This is a genomic window from Clostridium akagii DSM 12554, from assembly GCF_000686725.1.
GTDB classification, from domain to species: domain Bacteria; phylum Bacillota; class Clostridia; order Clostridiales; family Clostridiaceae; genus Clostridium_I; species Clostridium_I akagii.
The window spans coordinates 297,885-313,924 of sequence record NZ_JMLK01000006.1 but is presented as its reverse complement, the minus strand read 5'-3'; the positions used below and the strand labels follow the sequence as shown (position 1 = coordinate 313,924).

The window sequence follows — 16,040 nt, the reverse complement described above, 5'->3', positions numbered from 1 at the left end:
TAGATTATTTATCTCATTTGCCTAAAAGTTCCACCTTTACCATACCTATAATATAACGCCTATGTTTCATTAATTCCTGAATCTCGTGAAAAAGGAGATACTCAGCATTATAGTTCTTAAGTTTTTAAATTCTTTTGTTCGCTTCCCTTTTAATATTTGTCCTATTCTCACATTTCTCACCTCTGAATCATTATATTTTTGCATAAAAATAGCACTTGGAATTAACCAAATGCTTTTAGATATAAAAAGGGGGAATCTTTCTACATCTATATATTAACCTTAATTCATCCCATATTCAAGTGTTATGTTACAGTTGTATATAAATATTGTTACAACTAATAATTAGTTACAATCAATTCCTTATACTTGCCTCTAGCCTTCTTTTCTCTTGATACTGAATAATTTACTTGAACTTCTTTTATATTAAAATCCTTGTACCACTCTCTTACTTTTTCGTGGTCATTTATTGTTAAAATAAATTTGCCTTTGATATTGCTTAACTTATTTCTAAGTAACAAATGTTCTTTCTCCCCAAAGTCATTAGCATAACCTGCTGTTTCAAAGTAAGGCGGATCTGCAAAGAAGCATGTATATTCCCTATCATACTTATCTATTATTTTTTCAAAGCTTAGGTTTTCAACATAAGTATTACGCAACCTCTCTTTCAAGTTTTTTAGTGTCTCAGTATAAAATATTTGCTGTCCTGGTTTTGTATTTGTCCCATAACCGTAATTACCACATTTACTTGCAAAACTTTGCGTTATCAAATATAAAAACCTTACAGCTCTATTTATCTCTGTAAGGTTTCCTATACTCTCATTCTTATATTCTTCAAATATATCTCTTCCTGAAAAATCATATTGAAGCATCCTTTCAACTTCTGGCGCATGATATTTTATCATTCTGAATAGATTTATTAATTCTTTATCTATATCATTTATAACCTCAACCTTTGCAGGTTGCTTTCCAAAATAAACCCATCCTGCTCCAAAGAATAATTCTACATAACAAATATGCTCAGGTAACATACTTATTATTGTCTTTCTTAACTTACTTTTTCCCCCCATTCTACTAATTGGTGGTTTTAACATCATATTATCGCATCCTTATTTTGATATTATGTTATTTACACACCGCCCGTCACACCAAAACAAAGATTTATATATAAAAAGAACGTCCATTTCTGAACGCCCTTCTAATACCATTAATTTTGTGCTTTGTATTCATCAACATCATAATTTGATATTTTATCATACACTAAATATTCAGTTCTTTTTGTATATGCTGCCGAACTTGGAGTTTTGTTAAACGAATAAGTAAAGTTACCTTGTCCGTTTGCTCTGTTGTTATACCATGTTATAAAATCATTGATTTGGCTCATTTTTATGTCATATGTTCTCTGTTGTCCATCTGTCATAGTTACTGTTAATAACCCATTACCGTCAGCAGGATTTTTTACATTTACAGTACAAGTAGCAGTTTTATTACTTCCATCCTGTGTAGATGCTGTAATTGTAGCCGATCCTTCTTTCACTGCCGTAATCTTACCATTTGCATCTACTGTTGCTATACTAGGATCACTTGAAGTCCATTTAACAATTTTATTTGTAGAATTATCTGGTGCCACTATTGCTGTCAAATTGCTTGTATCTCCTGTTTTCATATCTAATGATGTTTTATCTAATGATATTCCTGTTGACATAACTGTTGATGAATCATCTAAACTTCCTGTATCATCTATATCTACTGCATCAAAATTCATTTGAGTAGTTGTTTTATTTGTAATGATAACATTATGAATATTATTTTCTAAATCTGTTTTTTCAAAAACAACGCTTTGCCATCCACTACTTTTAATTTTATTAGAATACGTATATGAATTACCATCAATTTTTATTTCTATATTTGTTGCCCATTGATTATCTGTTGTATCTATTGCAATTATTCTGATTTTACTCCCAGTAAACTTAAATTTAATTTGTTCATCACCATCACAATTATCAGCCACACCATAATGGTCGCCAGAAATATGTGAACCCTTATTATAACAATAATTTGAAACACTAGCATGTATATTATCATATACCCAATCATTACCTATATATTGTATCATGCTATTACTGTCATCATACCTTTTCCAACCTTTTTCAGGATGTACTAATTGATCTCCAACCTTGGCACTATTATCAGCTGTATTGTTTAAATTAGCTGTTCCAACCTCTGAATTATCATCTGCATATACTTTGTTATTACTACTTTTACTAAATATGAATGAAGTTCCTATTAATAATGCACATAAAAATACTCCTATTAATTTAAAATGTTTTTTCACTTTTGCTCCCCCTTGCATATTTTCTATTTTATTCTTTATTATTTTCGTATATTTTACATATAAACTTTAATTTCCATAATAAATAAATTAATTACAAATAAAAAAAGAACACTCATTTCTGAATGTTACTCTCTTGCTTTTTCTATGATATTATCATACTACTATGAATTAAGATATATTTAAAATAATTTTAATATTTTTTTAATATTTTTTTAATATTTTTTTTCAAATATATTTAAGTGTTGCTTTAAAATGTATAGTTAGTTTTAATAGTTACTACGTAGAATATTTGAAATGCGACGCATAAACACCGTACAATTCATTTTAAATAATACGGTGTTTTAAATAATTATTCAAGTTTTCAATTGTGATGCTAAGTCAAAAAACTATGTATTAACATTTTTGTGTTCAACATATTCAATTATAGTGCCATCTAAATGTTTCACAGTCAAATTCATTCCTGTTGGAACTTTCTTTAAGTCTCTAATAATTACAGCACCATTCTTTAATAAGAATTCTCTAAATTCAATGACAGAATCTACTAAAAAAGTTGCTCTTGTATCCTTAAATGGTTTTAATGCATCATCAGTACCACTTAAAATTAAAATGTTACCTATTTGTGCTAAGTCTAAATTCATCTCACTATACTTAAATAATAAATCACAATCTTGATTCAATAATTTTTTGTAAAAATCTATAGATGTATTTATATCATGTACATATAAGCGAGTTAATATTTTCTTTATCTTCACTTATTAACATCTCCTTTATTTGTTAAATAATTGTTCGTCTTATAAGAAAACTGTGAAACACTTTAAAGATACTTATTCTCTTGAACCATACCTTAACGTATCTTTCATCCATTCACTTTTATCACGCCATTTTATCCCTTTAGCAGAAATCCACATTATTTCACTATTACTTGGTTCACTAATATTCCACTGTTCTTCATCTGCCCAGTAATATAAGCCTCCTTTATAAAATAATGACGCACCTAATATCATATACCAGTAATTAGGGTTAGTTGCAACGATGTTCATCCTTTGGACTTCGCTGAAACAAACTTCTATTGCGGAAGGATTTTTAGATTGCCTTTGAAAGATTACTTTCGCATTTAATGTCCCTTCTCCTGCCGCCATTGATAAATCACTTCCAATATAATAACTGTTCCATAAGTGTATTTCTCTTAGACACCCATCATGAAAAAAATCAAATACATCTAATAAATTCTTTATATCATCTTTTGTTTTAACTTCTATCCAATTCATACTTTATCTCCAATCTACACATATTAATCTCTTAGTATTAATTTACTATTATTCAACAGTAAATTAATATTGTGACGTTCAATATTTATCCTTTGTTTATATCCAATCCTAATCCTTTTCTTTGGATTATATATGAATGTGCATTTTCTTTTTTATCATTAAGCATACCAATATTGAACTTTGATAAATCCAATAAGCCTTTAAGTATTGGAGGAATTTCTATATTCCATTCAATATTATCTAATCGATAAGGAAAATCACATTCTGGATTTTCAGTATGGAAGTAAATGGCATCATCAACTCCATCATACCCATCTAAATATATCCACGTTTGAAAATCTCTTTTACTTTCTTTTGTTTGTTTATCGATTTTCTCAAAAATCTTAAGATAATACAAAATGTGAATTTTTCTATGCTTATCACTCGTGGAAGTTATTCCATCCCAATCTAAATGGATGTGCCACATTCCATACCACGATTTTTTAGACAGGTCTATATTAAAATATCTTAAGTCACTTTCGACATCCCTATAGTGCTTTTTTAAATATCTAGTTATTTTCTTCATATAATTTTTACCCCAATCTAAAATTAATCGTTTATTACACAATTTTTTACTATTCCGAAGTAACTAATAACATAATTTCATCATCTATTTTAACTAATATTTATATAATAGTACAAACTATTCCATTTATCAACTTTCAATAAACTTATTTTCCAACCCTACACTACGAGCACCAAGCTAATTAATTTATTTATTATCTTAGACTTAACTTCACTTACCCTCTGCTCCGTTAACTCCAGTCTTGCGGCTACATCTTTATTGGATATATTCTCAAAATACCTAAGTTCTATTATTTTATATTCTCTATCGCTTAGTATCCCAAGAGCATTATCGATTTTTTCTATTTGCACCTCTAGCTTGTGTTTCCTTTTTTTAAGCCACTCTGGTTTATATCTTCTTTCTATCATTTCATTTTCAACTGGACTGTTAAATTTATTGGTTGGAGCTGACTTTTCCTCGTATGAAATAGATCCACACCCTTGATATTGATTTTCTAACTCAGCGATTTCTAAATCTATATTTTTAATCTCAGCATGCATTGCTTTGTAACCGTATAACATAGCCTCAACGGCTTTATAATAATTCATAGTGCCACCTCCTACTTTCCCATATATTCAACTCTTCTCAAAATCTTCATGTTTCTTTGTTTCGACTAACTAATTTATTTTTCAACGCAAAAATGCCATAAGATTCATTTCTGAATAATACGGCCTTTAAAATAATTATTCGATTTTTATAATTAAGTCCTTAAATAATAACATTATTACTCATTCTTAACAAAAATATTCAGAAAAAACTTCAAGAGTAAATTTTATTTTACAATCGTTTCAAGGGTTGTAATAAGCTTATCTTTATTATTAATCATATCCGATAATATTTTATATGTTTTTGTATGTATATCAGTTGTGTTTTTCACAAATCTACCTTGGACATCAATAAGTAGCGCTTTGCTATTCTTCTCTAAATCAAGTGAAAACTTCAAATACTCTTTATTATTATTAATTTCTGTTGCATATATATTTTTATTAAACTCATCTATTAAAAAAGACATTTTATCATATATATAGAAATTAATTTCTTCAAACTTTGCTTCGCTTACTTCATCTTTTAATTCCTCATAATACTTAATGGTTCTATCTATTTGTTTTACTAAGACCTTTGACATTATCTGTATGGATGGAATATCCAATTCCCCTTGTCCCACACTCTCATATACAGTTTTTTTTCGAATTGCAATATTTATAGCTTTATTAATCACATCTATAACGGTATATCCCATAACATCACTTCCAAAATTATTTTAATATAATGCTTATTCAAAACCCAATTACATAGATCCCCAAATTCGAGTAAATACTTTCAAAACATCTTACTTCATAACAAATTGCCAATCCTACTTAACTTGCACTGAAATTATAACATCTTTTTTATATTGTTTCAATGAAATATTTGTCGAAAAACGACGTTTTTTTACACTGTATAATTTAATTTTCAAAGTACAATTCTGTTAATTATTCATCTTCATCAAACTTTCCTGGATTAAAAAAGTATTTGCTACTTGGGTTACCTGTAAATTTCGTTCACACAGCCCCTTTTAACTCTTCATAAGCTCTATACATTTTCATATAATCATCTAATCTAAGAGTTACTAGCCATTCACATCTATCTTTCCTATGAAATACTGTAGGCATTTCTCCCTCGTTAGCATCCGTTTTAGCTTGAGTTATTGCATCATATATAATTTTTAATCTTTCAACTCTTTTTACTTCAATATGTACGCCATTTAGCCCAACAACGTCGGCATCACCATTGGCTCCACAATATTGTTGTCCACGTCTAGTTCTATAGCCATACTCTTTTAATTTAGATGATAATTCACGCTCCCCACGAGCGCCCTTTTGCTTTGAATTAGTCATATTTGCCCTCCTCATTTCCGTTTTCTACTGGCTATTTTGCTATATTTATAATTATTTGCAATCCATTGTTTTTTTCTTTCGGCATTTTTATGCTTTTTCTCTATGTCTGCTTTCATCCTGAGTGATATTTCTGTGAATTTACCCATAAAATCCATCCCCTATAACACGTAAAATATTATTCGCAACAACTCATTTGCTAGCTTCCATCAACATTTGATTTGTTATCTCTAATCTTTTCTCCATCTATCCCTTTCCTCTGCTGCTAGTTCTGCATTTATTCTTAGTCTTACACCTTTTCGTTTTGTACTTTTGAATGGATCATGCTGTTGTAGCTTGGCTGATGTATCTCTTACTTTTTTCTCAGCCTTCTCTAATTTCTTTTCTATTTCTGTTTTTGCCATAGATAGAATTAAATATTTATCATTCATTTCCTCACCTGCTTATTTATTGATTACAATCTATTTGTACTGTTCATTAGATTAATTATAAAAAAAATTGTTTAGGAAATAATAAAACTATAATATTAGATAGGAGATGACTACATGATTCTAAATATAATATTAGGATTTATTATTCCTTGGATCTTTGGGGTATTACTTTATTTTAAAGATAAAAAAACCTTATTAGTTATTGCTCCATTTATGTCAGTATGGGCATATATTGTAAATGAAGCTTTATTTGATCTCGATTTTAATAGATTTGCACCTTTAATTAATGATGACATCACAACCATGACAATAAATCTAGGTTTATATCCTATATTAGGCTGTTATTTAATATATTATATTCAAATAAAAAAGACATCGCCGTATATAATTATCATGATTTTCACTTTTATGACTACGGTAGCGGAGTATTTAGGTTTAATGTTTGGAATGGTAACCTATAATAATGGATGGAATATTGGCTGGACATTTTTGTCTTATATACCTCCATATATAACAGGTTATTGGTACTATCATAAACTTAAAAAAATCGGAGTTTTTAATAAATGAACTTCTATTTTATGAAATATCATTTTTAGACATAGACTTACTTTATAAAATCAATTTCTAAATTTGCTTACTACAAAAGTTTAAATTCATTTTTATTTTATTTCAAACATACTAATCTGACTGTTCTTTATCTCATTTATTCTCTCAATCAATATTTTTTTATGTTTTTCTGAAATACTATATTTAAGTGAAAGTTCTAAACGATCTAGCTCTGTAAGTTGTTTTACTTTCACACCAAACGCCTCACTTTCCTATAAGTTTCTTTCGAAGTTCATCATATTCACTGTCACCATCATCCGATTGTGGTATTACTGCTTTATTTAAAAGTTTATCTTCAAGATCATTAAAATCATATTGCCTTTGCTCTGGATAATTAGCAAAATTAGTTACTTTGCCTTGTTTGCTATTAACATTCTTCTTAGGATCATTCATCTGTAGCACTAACGTGTCGTATTTCTTACGTAGCTTATCGGGACTAAGAATATTCATGTACCAAAAGCTATCATGCTGACACCATTTAATTATTGCCTTAACCTCTTCTATGTCTCTCTTATCAATTCTTAAGATATAATCAAAATGCCTGGACCATGTTTCAAAATTGGGTTCCTTAGCATTAGGGTTATTCTCTTTAATATGATTGAATAAATATTGGGAGAGTCTAAACTCATTTGAGTTCAGACTATACTTGTTATCATTGTTTACATTGTTGTTTGTATGTTTCTGTGGCGTTTCTGTGATGCTTCTGTGATTGATTGGTGACGTTTCTGTGGTGCTTTTAGTGATGCCCATATCTTGGTAAATCCCGTAATTCACTATATTTATAGTGGTTTTTTTAGTGTCGCTTTTATAAGTTATCATCCCATCAGTTTTTAATAATTCTAAGAGCCTTTTTACTTTAGAATTACTCCATCCCCATTTTTCACATAATTTCCTTATTGATGTTATAAATTGCCCCCTTTTAACTTCAATCAAATTACTATCAAATAATGTTTTTTTGTCTTGATGGTTGGCACTTAGTAGAAGATCAATCCATGCCTGCCCTTTTGAGAAAGGTTTCTCCTTCCACAACCAACTATCTTGAATTTTTCTGTATAAACATATCCAACCTCTCTCTACCATCTGCCACTCTATCACCTTCTTATTTTGCCTAGCCTTTACTTATCTTTCTCAAATGGAGTGCCAGCAAATTCATCCTCATGACTATCAGGTACCTCTTGTTTATCTTCCTTAAATCAGATTTGATATTGTCTAAATCAAGCACTATCTCTTCAGTTAAAGGATTAAAACTTTTGAGTTGTCCCTCATAAATTTCTGTTACATTAAGTTTTTTATACTGTCCTGATCTCTGAGCCATTTGAATAAATCCTTTATATCCTATTTGAAACTGTGCTTCCAATTTTCCATGATTTTTAAAAGGTATTATCCAAGCAAAACCAAGGTTAGGATCAATGGGTAGCTTTAAAGCTGCGGCTTTCAACGCACTCCCAAGAACCGTGAAATCATCACAACTTTTTAATTTATCCTGTTTCAAATTAAGTAAGCTTGTTATAAATCCATTCGCTTGTTTATCAAGCATATCTTCAAATCTTTTCTTTATACCTGCGGAATAAACCAATGCCTTAAATGGATCTTTAGGTGGTCTAGTCTCCTTATTAACTAATTGATTTTTTAAACTCTCACTTGTAGCCATTACTCTTCATCCTCCTTAAATTCACATACCAATTTGTCTTCGTCTTTGTCATATCTAATAGTGTCTATAAAATACTCACGGTTTTCAGCATCATATAATTTAAAATTATTATCGTTTAATGCCTTTATCTGTGCGTTTAAATTACTAATCAATGTATTAAAGGCTAAATCCATTATTCTTTTACCTCCTTGATACTGAACTTTCGATATGAGTTTGTATTCAAATATTGTTTGAAAAACTCTGGATGATCCTTCTTAAACTCTTTACTATTAAATTTATTTGAAGTTATGGTTTTCCAATCAATTTCATAATCCAATGCGTAGCCTTTTTCTGCTTCTCCCATTTCAAGCTTTATATTATTTTCAATTTCTTTTGCCTGCCCGTCTAGCTCTTTTATTGTATTTTTAAGTTCAAAATAGTCTTTTATTTTATCTTTGTACTCTGATTTCAAATCGACGATTAATTCAGGGTTAGAATCCTTATACTTTTCCTTTAAATATTTTTCTGCTGCACTAGAACCATCTAATGCAGGCGGTGATTTTTTAACAACATTATTCTCCCAGAAGTCTTTTTCTGCTTTAATAATCATTTTTATAAGTGCTTCATCTCTATCTACTTCTTTATATATAAAATGTTGTCCGCCTATAAGCACCGCTATATAAGCTTTTCCATATCCTGTTACTGCTAAATAATGCATTACTTGCACCAAATAGCTTGCAGGTATTTCATCAGAATCCCAGTCTTTAGCTCCAAATACATTTACTGTCTTACATTCAAGCAAAGCATTTTCTCCTACAATCTCTCTATCCAAATTGGCAGTCATAAAAGGATATTCAATGCTTTGAAGTATTGCGTTTCTCCTTCTAACTTTTTTACCTCTTCTCTTAAAAAACTCTTTTGCAACTACATCTTCAAGTTGATTTCCCCAATAAGCGGCTTCACTTGACTCATTAGTTTCAATGATTTCTTGAGTTTTATCTATATATACCTGGAAAGGTGTCCTCCATTTATTAACCCCGAGGATTGCTCCTGCATCACTTCCACCAATACCTTGTTGTCTACTTTTTAGCCATTCAAGTTCGGTCATTAATTTAGTTTTAGCTAATGTTTTATACATTCTTCTCCCCCATTTGATTTTTTCTATTTTCTTTTATATAATGTAGTTGGATTGTTACATTTGAACTCTTTGCCGAGAGTTCTTTTTTTGTTCTTGAAAATGATAACTATATCTTTTCTTGGTACTTTCACCACCTTTTAATTGACCTTCATACTTATTTTCTATAAGTATCACATGTATCTTTGAATACAATACTGGATCTATTTTTTTAAGTTTCTTACTCAAATCTGAATGAACAGTGCTCTTACTTACGAAAAACTTTTTAGCAGTACTTCTGATGTCGCTTTTAGTTTCTAAAGTGTAATTAGCAATGCATAATACCCTTTCTCTAATAGAGTCAGTATGTTTTTTATTAATCATCATCTATCACTCCTCCGATCTTTCTCTTACAACGCAACATATTTTTACAATATCAATCATTTCATTTGAATCTGTTTTCTTTTTAAAACCGATACGATTAAATTTAATATCCTGGGTAGCCGCTTTCATAACCTTCTTAAATTCCTTGTCTGTAAGTTTAATTCCATCCTCCTCTAGTATTTTTCTTATCATTTAACTTTCCACCATCCTTGAAAATTTTACTTAACACACCTTCAATATTTATTTCAGCTACAGTACAGCCTGTCTTAGTGTCATATATTTTTTCTTGGTCAAAGTCATAATTATATGGTTTCTCAATTGGTTGTGTTTGCTTAATATCCATCAGCTTCACCTCAAATTTTTATAAATTATCAACTCTTCAAAATCTAAGTCTCTAACATTCTTCCTACTTAATATCCTTGTTTTACGAAATCCAAATATGCTATATCTCATATCATCTTTTGAAATCTGATTGATTGCTTTTTGACGATTATTCATCTCTACATATCCCACCTAAGACTTACTTTATTTTTAACAGCCATTTCTTTTACTATAGTTACGTAGATTTCCTTTAATCTTGGTTCATTTTCAAGTACATCTAGTAAATTCAATTTTTCAATTTTGCTTGGAGCCATTCCATTTGCTTTTGCTCTTTTCTGTAGATTTGATATTAAAACATTGGGTCTGCAACTTGCTCTAGTTTTTAATGCTGTGTATACTTGATCTTTAGGTGCTTTATAATCTCCAGTTTCTCTTCCAATTGCATTTAGTATCCTATTACACTCCATTCTCCATGCGGCACTTGGATTAAGTGTTATTACATCTCTTATGTCTTGTACTTCTTTCTTTGTTTCTGTTACCGATCTCTGTAATTTCTTCTGTTCCAATTCATCTTGTGCTATTACCTGAAACATCTGCTTAAACATTTTTAACGCTGGGCTAAGCTCGTCAAATTCAATATTGTTCTGCTTTACCCTGAAATAAGTTTCTTCTAATTGCTCGTACACTTCCCATGCTTCATCAGTTTCTAATATTTTTGCATGTCTTGCTACTCCTCGATCTGTCCATAAAATAAGTTGTGGTACAAATTTTAAAGGTTTTCTAATTTCATTTGGTAAGCTATTTTTGAAATCCTTCAATGCTTGTCCCCATAATTTAACATAATGTTTTCCTTCAATAAATCTGCTTTGATTGTTTGAAAAATTCATTTGAATGTTCTTTTCCTCTGTTCCAAATTCATCCGCCAAAATTTTAGTTGTCATGATTCTCTGATTATTAAACTCAATTGGTATTAAGTTGTTCACTCTTACTCCTTCTTTCTAATGATGGAAATTTATATTTCTATCAAAAACTTTCTCTATTAATTCATCAAGTTGTTTCGATGATAATTTTTTTACAAGTATTTTTACTATTGTTCTTGCATATATTTTTTGTAATTCAACTAAATCTTCTGGTATTTCCATAGTTACTGATTTAACTTTGCTATACATATATCACCGCCTCCCTTTAATGATTTTTATGTTTTAAATTGATTGTCCTATTACTTATTGTTTTGGGAATTTCAAGTATATTAATTGATGTATTTTACTCATAAAGCGTAATTTTATTTTAAAAACGTACTATCTAATGATATTTCTAATACTTTCGCTATTTCTACCATAACAGGCATACTTGGTTTTTTTCTCCCTTTCTCTATATCACAAACTAGCGATGTACTTCTATGTATTGCTTTTGCTAAATCAGTTTGCGACATAACTTTCTTCTTTCTAGCAACGATAAGTGCATCTTTGAATTTTTCTTTTATAATATCATTCATACTATCACCTCGGTTTTAATTACGCTTTATGAGTAAATAGTAATACGCATAAAGCATAATTCCAACTAATGATTCAATTAATATTTTACGTTATCATGCCAAATGTTACGATTAAAAGAGATATTCTTACTCTAGTGGCATATTTCTCGTTTTTTTACCGATTTACGTTTAATGCAACCTTTTACACTGATAGCGTAAAAAACTATAATAATTATATATTATACAGGAGGTAAATTTAATGAAAATATCTGAAAAATTGCGTGAACTTAGATCTGAACAAAAACTTACATTGAAAGAGCTGTCAGAAAAAAGTGGAATTTCTCTATCTTTTATATCCGATATTGAAAATGAACGACGTACTCCAAGTATAGAAAAATTAAAAATTTTAGCAACAGTACTTGGTGTTCCTCCTAGCGAATTTTTACAAGAAAGTACTCTTGGAGATAAAGTAAATAATATTGATTCTAAGAAAAACAAGAATTCAACTTCTAACATCACAGATGTTAAAGAAGCCATGGAAATTATTATTTCACAACCTGGCTTAATGTTAAACGGACAATTACTTTCAGCCGAAAGCAAAATTGCTTTAGCAAATGCAATTAAAATGGGCTTAGCTTACGCAGAACAGCAACAGAACCATGATAAAATTAAAGATAAAGATACAGATGCAGATAAAAATACAGCTAAATAATTCTCAGGAATTTCTTTTTTTTGGGGGGGATTTTGTGATTAATTCAAATAAATATTTGGAGGAAATAATACTTGGGATATTTGATACATACATTACAAGTGACCCATTTGAAATTTGTGATTGTTTGAATATAAAAGTAATAAGAAGTAATCTCGGTAATGAAATAAAAGGTTTTTTTCAAAGAACTTCTACCAATTATGAAATAATCCATATACATAATAAATTAAATTATCCTGAATCTAAATATGTATGTGCTCATGAATTAGGTCATGCAATTTTGCACACTGACTTATCAATAGGATTTTTCATTGAAAATCAATTACAAATAAAAAATAGATATGAAATTGAAGCCGATAAATTTGCTGCGATACTGCTACTACCAAATGAAATAAGTTTTGAGTGTAGATATATGAATTTAGAACAATTATCATCTTATTATAACGTACCAATACAACTAATTAAATATAAGTATAATCTGGATAAAGATTATGAAATATAGTTAAATTCTAATAATATGAAGGGAGAAATTGATTTGAAAGCTGCAATTTATAGCAGAAAAAGTAAGTTCACTGGTAAAGGTGAATCTATAGAAAATCAGATTGAACTGTGTAAAAATTATGCATCAAATTTAAATATAAAAGAATTTATAATTTACGAAGATGAAGGCTTCTCTGGTAAAAATCTAGATAGACCAAATTTCCAAAAACTTTTAAATGATGCTCGAGATAAGAAATTTGATACTCTAATTTGTTATAGATTAGATCGTATAAGTAGAAATATAGCTGACTTTTCTAATTTGATTAATGAGCTAGAAGATGTAGGCATAGGATTTATAAGCATTAGAGAACAATTTGACACTACAACTCCTATGGGAAGAGCAATGATGTACATAGCTTCAGTATTTGCTCAACTTGAACGTGAAACCATTGCCGAAAGAGTTAGAGATAATATGCTTGAACTTGCAAAAACAGGACGATGGCTTGGTGGGCAAACCCCTCTAGGCTTTAAAAGCGAAGCTATATCCTACTTTGACAGTGAAATGAATGAAAAAAAAATGTTTAAATTATCTCCTAAAAGTGAAGAACTAAAAGTAGTTAATCTTGTTTTTAACAAATATTTAGAATTAAAATCATTAAGTCAAGTTACAAAATATCTAACACAAAACTTGATTAAAAGTAAAACTGGCAATACGATTTGGAATAAGCGTACTGTTCAAGATATCTTAACAAATCCCGTATATGTAAAAGCCGATAATAGAGTTTTATCTTTCCTTAAAAACCAAGGTATTAATATTGCTGGTAATGCAGACAAAAAACATGGTATTTTAACTTATAATAAGAAAAAAGGTACAAAGGCGTTTAGAGATACAGATGAATGGATTGCAGCTGTCTCAAAACATTCAGGCATTATTCAATCCGATACATGGCTAAAAGTTCAAAATATCTTAGCTACAAATAAGGATAAAGCTCCCCGAATGGGCAAGACAAATAATGCCCTATTAACAGGAATATTAAAGTGTTATAAATGTGGTAGTCCAATGAAAATCATACATGGTAGAACAAATAAGGATGGTTTGAAATTTTTTTATTATAAATGTTCTTTAAAAGAAGCAAGTGGAAATGTTAGATGTGATAATTCTAACGTTCGTACAGATGAACTTGAGAAAATATTAATTGAAAAATTAAAAGAAATTTCCTCTGATGAAGGCTTGATTTTAAAAGAACTTAATGAGTTTAAAGAAAATCTCGCTACACCTGATACAACATCCTTTGAAATTAAAAATACAATAAAAACCATAAAGAACAAAAAAATTCAGATTCAAAATTTAGTTGAGCAACTTTCTATAAATCCTAATGTTAGTGAATATGTGATTCCTAAGATTGAAGCTCTGGACAAAGAAATTAAGTCATTAAGTTCATCTAATGAAAATCTGAAAAATACAAATAATCAAACTCTTAAAATTGATATGAATATTGATATAATGCTTGAATTACTAAAAAAAATTTCTGTGATTGACATATTTGACATTGAAGAGAAAAAGCTTATTTTAAATAGTATATTAGATGAAGTTACATGGGATGGTGATACTGGTAACATAGACATTACCTTATGGGGTATGCGTAAAAAAAAATTAAAGACACGACAATTAATTATTAATCAATTGTTGCACTTTAGTAATGCAAGCAGAAGCAATAGTTACCGGTTCACTTGCTGGGCATAACGCAACCCGCTATGTTCTTGGAATTCCACCATTAATTTTACCTAGGTCCCTTTGCACAGGTGACATTATTGCCTATGCAAATTATAAGATGATGACAACAGAAGGAAGACGAAATAGATATACTTTTGCAGGTGCTGAATATTTTAAACGTATGCAGAAGCTTGGCTTATACACTACTGATATAGCTGAAATTAAGCAAAAAGTTGAAAGATTGAATTTAACTAATATTTTAAGTGAAAAGCTAATATAATTGTTAACTTTTAAAATATAAAGAGCTACACAAAGGATATAATTTCCTTTATGTAGCTCTTTATACTTAAATATTTATTTAACTTGAAAATCACATATTATTTTATTCAATATCGCTTAAAGTTCTACGGATTTTACAACTGGATTTTCTTGTAATACACATATTAATTCCATATTATTAAATGATTCATTTTCTCTTATTACAATTTTTAAATCAAGTAATTTAGAATCTTCTTTATTATTTTTGGTCATGAAATTGATAACAGTTATTTTTTCATTTTCAAAGATTTTTTTTATGTTCCTCACAGCTCCTGGCTCATCCAAAATTTGCAAATTTATCATAACTGTTATTGTAGAAGCTAAACATTTGATTTTACCATGTAATAATATTTGCCCAAGTATAATAATAATTGTAGCTTCTAAACCAACAATATATAGCCCTGAGCCTATAGCTAGTCCTATGCCTGCTGTAGCCCAAATCCCTGCCGCTGTTGTAAGTCCTCTAATACTTTGTTTTTTCATGAAAATTATACCTGCTCCAAGAAATCCAACGCCGGTTACAACTTGTGCCGCAATACGTGATGGATCAATGGATATGTTTTGCCATCCAATTTGATCCTGAAATCCATATTTTGAAACAATCATTATGAGTGTTGCTCCTATAGCAACAATAAAATGTGTACGGATACCCGCCTCTTTCATTCTATTTTTCCTCTCATAACCAATAGCTGATCCACATGCTCCAGCAATCAAAAGTCTTAATAAATATTCTAATTGTATTATAAAATTTCCTGACATAATTTCTCCTCATTATTAATTT

27 protein-coding genes and 1 pseudogene are annotated in these 16,040 nt (G+C 29.5%); 5 read left to right on the top strand and 23 right to left on the bottom strand.

Going from position 1 to position 16,040, the window contains the following annotated elements; translation table 11 throughout:
• Positions 1-335 precede the first annotated feature (335 nt).
• From BR66_RS0101805 to BR66_RS0101760, 10 genes are all read right to left on the bottom strand, one after another.
• Entirely contained in the window at positions 336-1,091 is a 756-nt protein-coding gene (locus tag BR66_RS0101805) for a DNA adenine methylase (RefSeq protein ID WP_026881378.1), read from the bottom strand.
• A gap of 113 nt (positions 1,092-1,204) precedes the next feature.
• Positions 1,205-2,332, bottom strand: coding sequence for an Ig-like domain-containing protein (locus BR66_RS0101800; protein WP_051624049.1), 1,128 nt, complete (start codon positions 2,330-2,332; stop codon positions 1,205-1,207).
• Between the two features lie 386 nt (positions 2,333-2,718).
• The gene (locus tag BR66_RS0101795; RefSeq protein WP_026881376.1) at positions 2,719-3,084 is read right to left on the bottom strand and encodes a VOC family protein; all 366 of its coding nucleotides are present in this window, start codon (positions 3,082-3,084) and stop codon (positions 2,719-2,721) included.
• 72 nt (positions 3,085-3,156) lie between these two features.
• On the bottom strand, positions 3,157-3,600 hold the full coding sequence (locus BR66_RS0101790) for a hypothetical protein (RefSeq protein ID WP_026881375.1): 444 nt from the start codon (positions 3,598-3,600) through the stop codon (positions 3,157-3,159).
• A gap of 85 nt (positions 3,601-3,685) precedes the next feature.
• Positions 3,686-4,165, bottom strand: a complete 480-nt coding sequence (locus tag BR66_RS0101785; protein WP_026881374.1) for a hypothetical protein — start codon at positions 4,163-4,165, stop codon at positions 3,686-3,688.
• A gap of 158 nt (positions 4,166-4,323) precedes the next feature.
• The gene (locus BR66_RS0101780) at positions 4,324-4,752 is read right to left on the bottom strand and encodes a sigma-70 family RNA polymerase sigma factor (RefSeq protein WP_026881373.1); all 429 of its coding nucleotides are present in this window, start codon (positions 4,750-4,752) and stop codon (positions 4,324-4,326) included.
• Between the two features lie 224 nt (positions 4,753-4,976).
• Positions 4,977-5,444, bottom strand: a complete 468-nt coding sequence (locus tag BR66_RS0101775; protein WP_026881372.1) for a hypothetical protein — start codon at positions 5,442-5,444, stop codon at positions 4,977-4,979.
• Positions 5,445-5,745: 301 nt separating this feature from the next.
• Positions 5,746-6,081, bottom strand: coding sequence for a PDDEXK family nuclease (locus tag BR66_RS0101770; RefSeq protein WP_035795156.1), 336 nt, complete (start codon positions 6,079-6,081; stop codon positions 5,746-5,748).
• An 11-nt stretch (positions 6,082-6,092) separates the two neighbouring features.
• Complete coding sequence (locus BR66_RS26590; RefSeq protein ID WP_278246794.1) at positions 6,093-6,227, bottom strand: hypothetical protein; 135 nt, start codon at positions 6,225-6,227, stop codon at positions 6,093-6,095.
• A gap of 81 nt (positions 6,228-6,308) precedes the next feature.
• Complete coding sequence (locus BR66_RS0101760) at positions 6,309-6,509, bottom strand: hypothetical protein (protein WP_026881370.1); 201 nt, start codon at positions 6,507-6,509, stop codon at positions 6,309-6,311.
• Positions 6,510-6,623: 114 nt separating this feature from the next.
• Between BR66_RS0101760 and BR66_RS0101755 the strand changes: the two genes are divergently transcribed.
• The gene (locus tag BR66_RS0101755) at positions 6,624-7,076 is read left to right on the top strand and encodes a hypothetical protein (protein WP_026881369.1); all 453 of its coding nucleotides are present in this window, start codon (positions 6,624-6,626) and stop codon (positions 7,074-7,076) included.
• Positions 7,077-7,168: 92 nt separating this feature from the next.
• On the opposite strand, the gene BR66_RS26085 is transcribed toward BR66_RS0101755, so the two are convergent.
• From BR66_RS26085 to BR66_RS22835, 12 genes are all read right to left on the bottom strand, one after another.
• A complete protein-coding gene (locus BR66_RS26085; RefSeq protein WP_169738161.1) occupies positions 7,169-7,309 on the bottom strand; it encodes a hypothetical protein in 141 nt (46 codons plus the stop codon).
• 10 nt (positions 7,310-7,319) lie between these two features.
• Positions 7,320-8,195: a hypothetical protein gene (locus BR66_RS22850; protein WP_051624048.1), complete on the bottom strand. Its 876-nt coding sequence runs from the start codon at positions 8,193-8,195 to the stop codon at positions 7,320-7,322.
• A 28-nt stretch (positions 8,196-8,223) separates the two neighbouring features.
• Positions 8,224-8,766, bottom strand: coding sequence for a recombinase RecT (locus BR66_RS22845; protein ID WP_051624047.1), 543 nt, complete (start codon positions 8,764-8,766; stop codon positions 8,224-8,226).
• A complete protein-coding gene (locus tag BR66_RS26080) occupies positions 8,766-8,939 on the bottom strand; it encodes a hypothetical protein (protein ID WP_169738160.1) in 174 nt (57 codons plus the stop codon). The genes BR66_RS22845 and BR66_RS26080 overlap by 1 nt, the downstream gene beginning before the upstream one ends.
• Entirely contained in the window at positions 8,939-9,883 is a 945-nt protein-coding gene (locus tag BR66_RS0101730) for a YqaJ viral recombinase family nuclease (protein WP_026881368.1), read from the bottom strand. Before BR66_RS0101730 ends, BR66_RS26080 begins: the two co-directional genes overlap by 1 nt.
• A 54-nt stretch (positions 9,884-9,937) precedes the next feature.
• The gene (locus tag BR66_RS22840) at positions 9,938-10,246 is read right to left on the bottom strand and encodes a sporulation transcriptional regulator SpoIIID (protein WP_242841085.1); all 309 of its coding nucleotides are present in this window, start codon (positions 10,244-10,246) and stop codon (positions 9,938-9,940) included.
• A gap of 3 nt (positions 10,247-10,249) precedes the next feature.
• On the bottom strand, positions 10,250-10,435 hold the full coding sequence (locus tag BR66_RS0101720; protein WP_026881367.1) for a hypothetical protein: 186 nt from the start codon (positions 10,433-10,435) through the stop codon (positions 10,250-10,252).
• Positions 10,401-10,586: a hypothetical protein gene (locus BR66_RS0101715; protein WP_026881366.1), complete on the bottom strand. Its 186-nt coding sequence runs from the start codon at positions 10,584-10,586 to the stop codon at positions 10,401-10,403. Before BR66_RS0101715 ends, BR66_RS0101720 begins: the two co-directional genes overlap by 35 nt.
• A gap of 5 nt (positions 10,587-10,591) precedes the next feature.
• Positions 10,592-10,741 (bottom strand): hypothetical protein, encoded by a 150-nt coding sequence (locus BR66_RS25500; RefSeq protein WP_156946207.1) that lies wholly within the window; start codon positions 10,739-10,741, stop codon positions 10,592-10,594.
• Positions 10,742-10,743: 2 nt separating this feature from the next.
• The gene (locus BR66_RS0101705) at positions 10,744-11,547 is read right to left on the bottom strand and encodes an ORF6N domain-containing protein (protein WP_026881365.1); all 804 of its coding nucleotides are present in this window, start codon (positions 11,545-11,547) and stop codon (positions 10,744-10,746) included.
• 15 nt (positions 11,548-11,562) lie between these two features.
• Positions 11,563-11,733, bottom strand: coding sequence for a hypothetical protein (locus BR66_RS25495; RefSeq protein WP_156946206.1), 171 nt, complete (start codon positions 11,731-11,733; stop codon positions 11,563-11,565).
• A gap of 113 nt (positions 11,734-11,846) precedes the next feature.
• Positions 11,847-12,059 carry a helix-turn-helix transcriptional regulator gene (locus BR66_RS22835; RefSeq protein WP_035795153.1) on the bottom strand — a complete coding sequence of 71 codons (213 nt, stop codon included), beginning with the start codon at positions 12,057-12,059 and terminating at the stop codon, positions 11,847-11,849.
• Between the two features lie 238 nt (positions 12,060-12,297).
• On the opposite strand from BR66_RS22835, the gene BR66_RS25045 reads away from it, so the two are divergent.
• The 4 genes and pseudogenes from BR66_RS25045 to BR66_RS0101675 all read left to right on the top strand — a co-directional run.
• Positions 12,298-12,750, top strand: coding sequence for a helix-turn-helix domain-containing protein (locus tag BR66_RS25045; protein WP_084156248.1), 453 nt, complete (start codon positions 12,298-12,300; stop codon positions 12,748-12,750).
• Between the two features lie 34 nt (positions 12,751-12,784).
• A complete protein-coding gene (locus BR66_RS0101685; protein ID WP_242841084.1) occupies positions 12,785-13,249 on the top strand; it encodes an ImmA/IrrE family metallo-endopeptidase in 465 nt (154 codons plus the stop codon).
• Positions 13,250-13,282: 33 nt separating this feature from the next.
• Entirely contained in the window at positions 13,283-14,971 is a 1,689-nt protein-coding gene (locus BR66_RS22825; protein WP_084156244.1) for a recombinase family protein, read from the top strand.
• Positions 14,925-15,221: pseudogene (locus BR66_RS0101675) on the top strand (FAD-dependent oxidoreductase); the annotation flags it as partial. The gene BR66_RS22825 and the pseudogene BR66_RS0101675, both read left to right, overlap by 47 nt.
• A 116-nt stretch (positions 15,222-15,337) precedes the next feature.
• On the opposite strand, the gene BR66_RS0101670 reads toward BR66_RS0101675, so the two are convergent.
• The gene (locus tag BR66_RS0101670) at positions 15,338-16,018 is read right to left on the bottom strand and encodes an MgtC/SapB family protein (RefSeq protein WP_026881362.1); all 681 of its coding nucleotides are present in this window, start codon (positions 16,016-16,018) and stop codon (positions 15,338-15,340) included.
• Positions 16,019-16,040: the final 22 nt, after the last annotated feature.

What these genes read in the sequence shown, in the direction of transcription:
- BR66_RS0101805 (WP_026881378.1), bottom strand. Translation starts at nt 1,091, where the DNA reads ATGTTAAAACCACCAATTAGTAGAATGGGGGGAAAAAGTAAGTTAAGA.
- BR66_RS0101790 (WP_026881375.1), bottom strand. Translation starts at nt 3,600, where the DNA reads ATGAATTGGATAGAAGTTAAAACAAAAGATGATATAAAGAATTTATTA.
- BR66_RS0101785 (WP_026881374.1), bottom strand. Translation starts at nt 4,165, where the DNA reads ATGAAGAAAATAACTAGATATTTAAAAAAGCACTATAGGGATGTCGAA.
- BR66_RS0101780 (WP_026881373.1), bottom strand. Translation starts at nt 4,752, where the DNA reads ATGAATTATTATAAAGCCGTTGAGGCTATGTTATACGGTTACAAAGCA.
- BR66_RS0101775 (WP_026881372.1), bottom strand. Translation starts at nt 5,444, where the DNA reads ATGGGATATACCGTTATAGATGTGATTAATAAAGCTATAAATATTGCA.
- BR66_RS0101770 (WP_035795156.1), bottom strand. Translation starts at nt 6,081, where the DNA reads ATGACTAATTCAAAGCAAAAGGGCGCTCGTGGGGAGCGTGAATTATCA.
- BR66_RS26590 (WP_278246794.1), bottom strand. Translation starts at nt 6,227, where the DNA reads ATGGGTAAATTCACAGAAATATCACTCAGGATGAAAGCAGACATAGAG.
- BR66_RS0101760 (WP_026881370.1), bottom strand. Translation starts at nt 6,509, where the DNA reads ATGAATGATAAATATTTAATTCTATCTATGGCAAAAACAGAAATAGAA.
- BR66_RS0101755 (WP_026881369.1), top strand. Translation starts at nt 6,624, where the DNA reads ATGATTCTAAATATAATATTAGGATTTATTATTCCTTGGATCTTTGGG.
- BR66_RS22850 (WP_051624048.1), bottom strand. Translation starts at nt 8,195, where the DNA reads ATGGTAGAGAGAGGTTGGATATGTTTATACAGAAAAATTCAAGATAGT.
- BR66_RS22845 (WP_051624047.1), bottom strand. Translation starts at nt 8,766, where the DNA reads ATGGCTACAAGTGAGAGTTTAAAAAATCAATTAGTTAATAAGGAGACT.
- BR66_RS26080 (WP_169738160.1), bottom strand. Translation starts at nt 8,939, where the DNA reads ATGGATTTAGCCTTTAATACATTGATTAGTAATTTAAACGCACAGATA.
- BR66_RS0101730 (WP_026881368.1), bottom strand. Translation starts at nt 9,883, where the DNA reads ATGTATAAAACATTAGCTAAAACTAAATTAATGACCGAACTTGAATGG.
- BR66_RS22840 (WP_242841085.1), bottom strand. Translation starts at nt 10,246, where the DNA reads ATGATGATTAATAAAAAACATACTGACTCTATTAGAGAAAGGGTATTA.
- BR66_RS0101720 (WP_026881367.1), bottom strand. Translation starts at nt 10,435, where the DNA reads ATGATAAGAAAAATACTAGAGGAGGATGGAATTAAACTTACAGACAAG.
- BR66_RS0101715 (WP_026881366.1), bottom strand. Translation starts at nt 10,586, where the DNA reads ATGGATATTAAGCAAACACAACCAATTGAGAAACCATATAATTATGAC.
- BR66_RS25500 (WP_156946207.1), bottom strand. Translation starts at nt 10,741, where the DNA reads ATGAATAATCGTCAAAAAGCAATCAATCAGATTTCAAAAGATGATATG.
- BR66_RS25495 (WP_156946206.1), bottom strand. Translation starts at nt 11,733, where the DNA reads ATGTATAGCAAAGTTAAATCAGTAACTATGGAAATACCAGAAGATTTA.
- BR66_RS22835 (WP_035795153.1), bottom strand. Translation starts at nt 12,059, where the DNA reads ATGAATGATATTATAAAAGAAAAATTCAAAGATGCACTTATCGTTGCT.
- BR66_RS25045 (WP_084156248.1), top strand. Translation starts at nt 12,298, where the DNA reads ATGAAAATATCTGAAAAATTGCGTGAACTTAGATCTGAACAAAAACTT.
- BR66_RS0101670 (WP_026881362.1), bottom strand. Translation starts at nt 16,018, where the DNA reads ATGTCAGGAAATTTTATAATACAATTAGAATATTTATTAAGACTTTTG.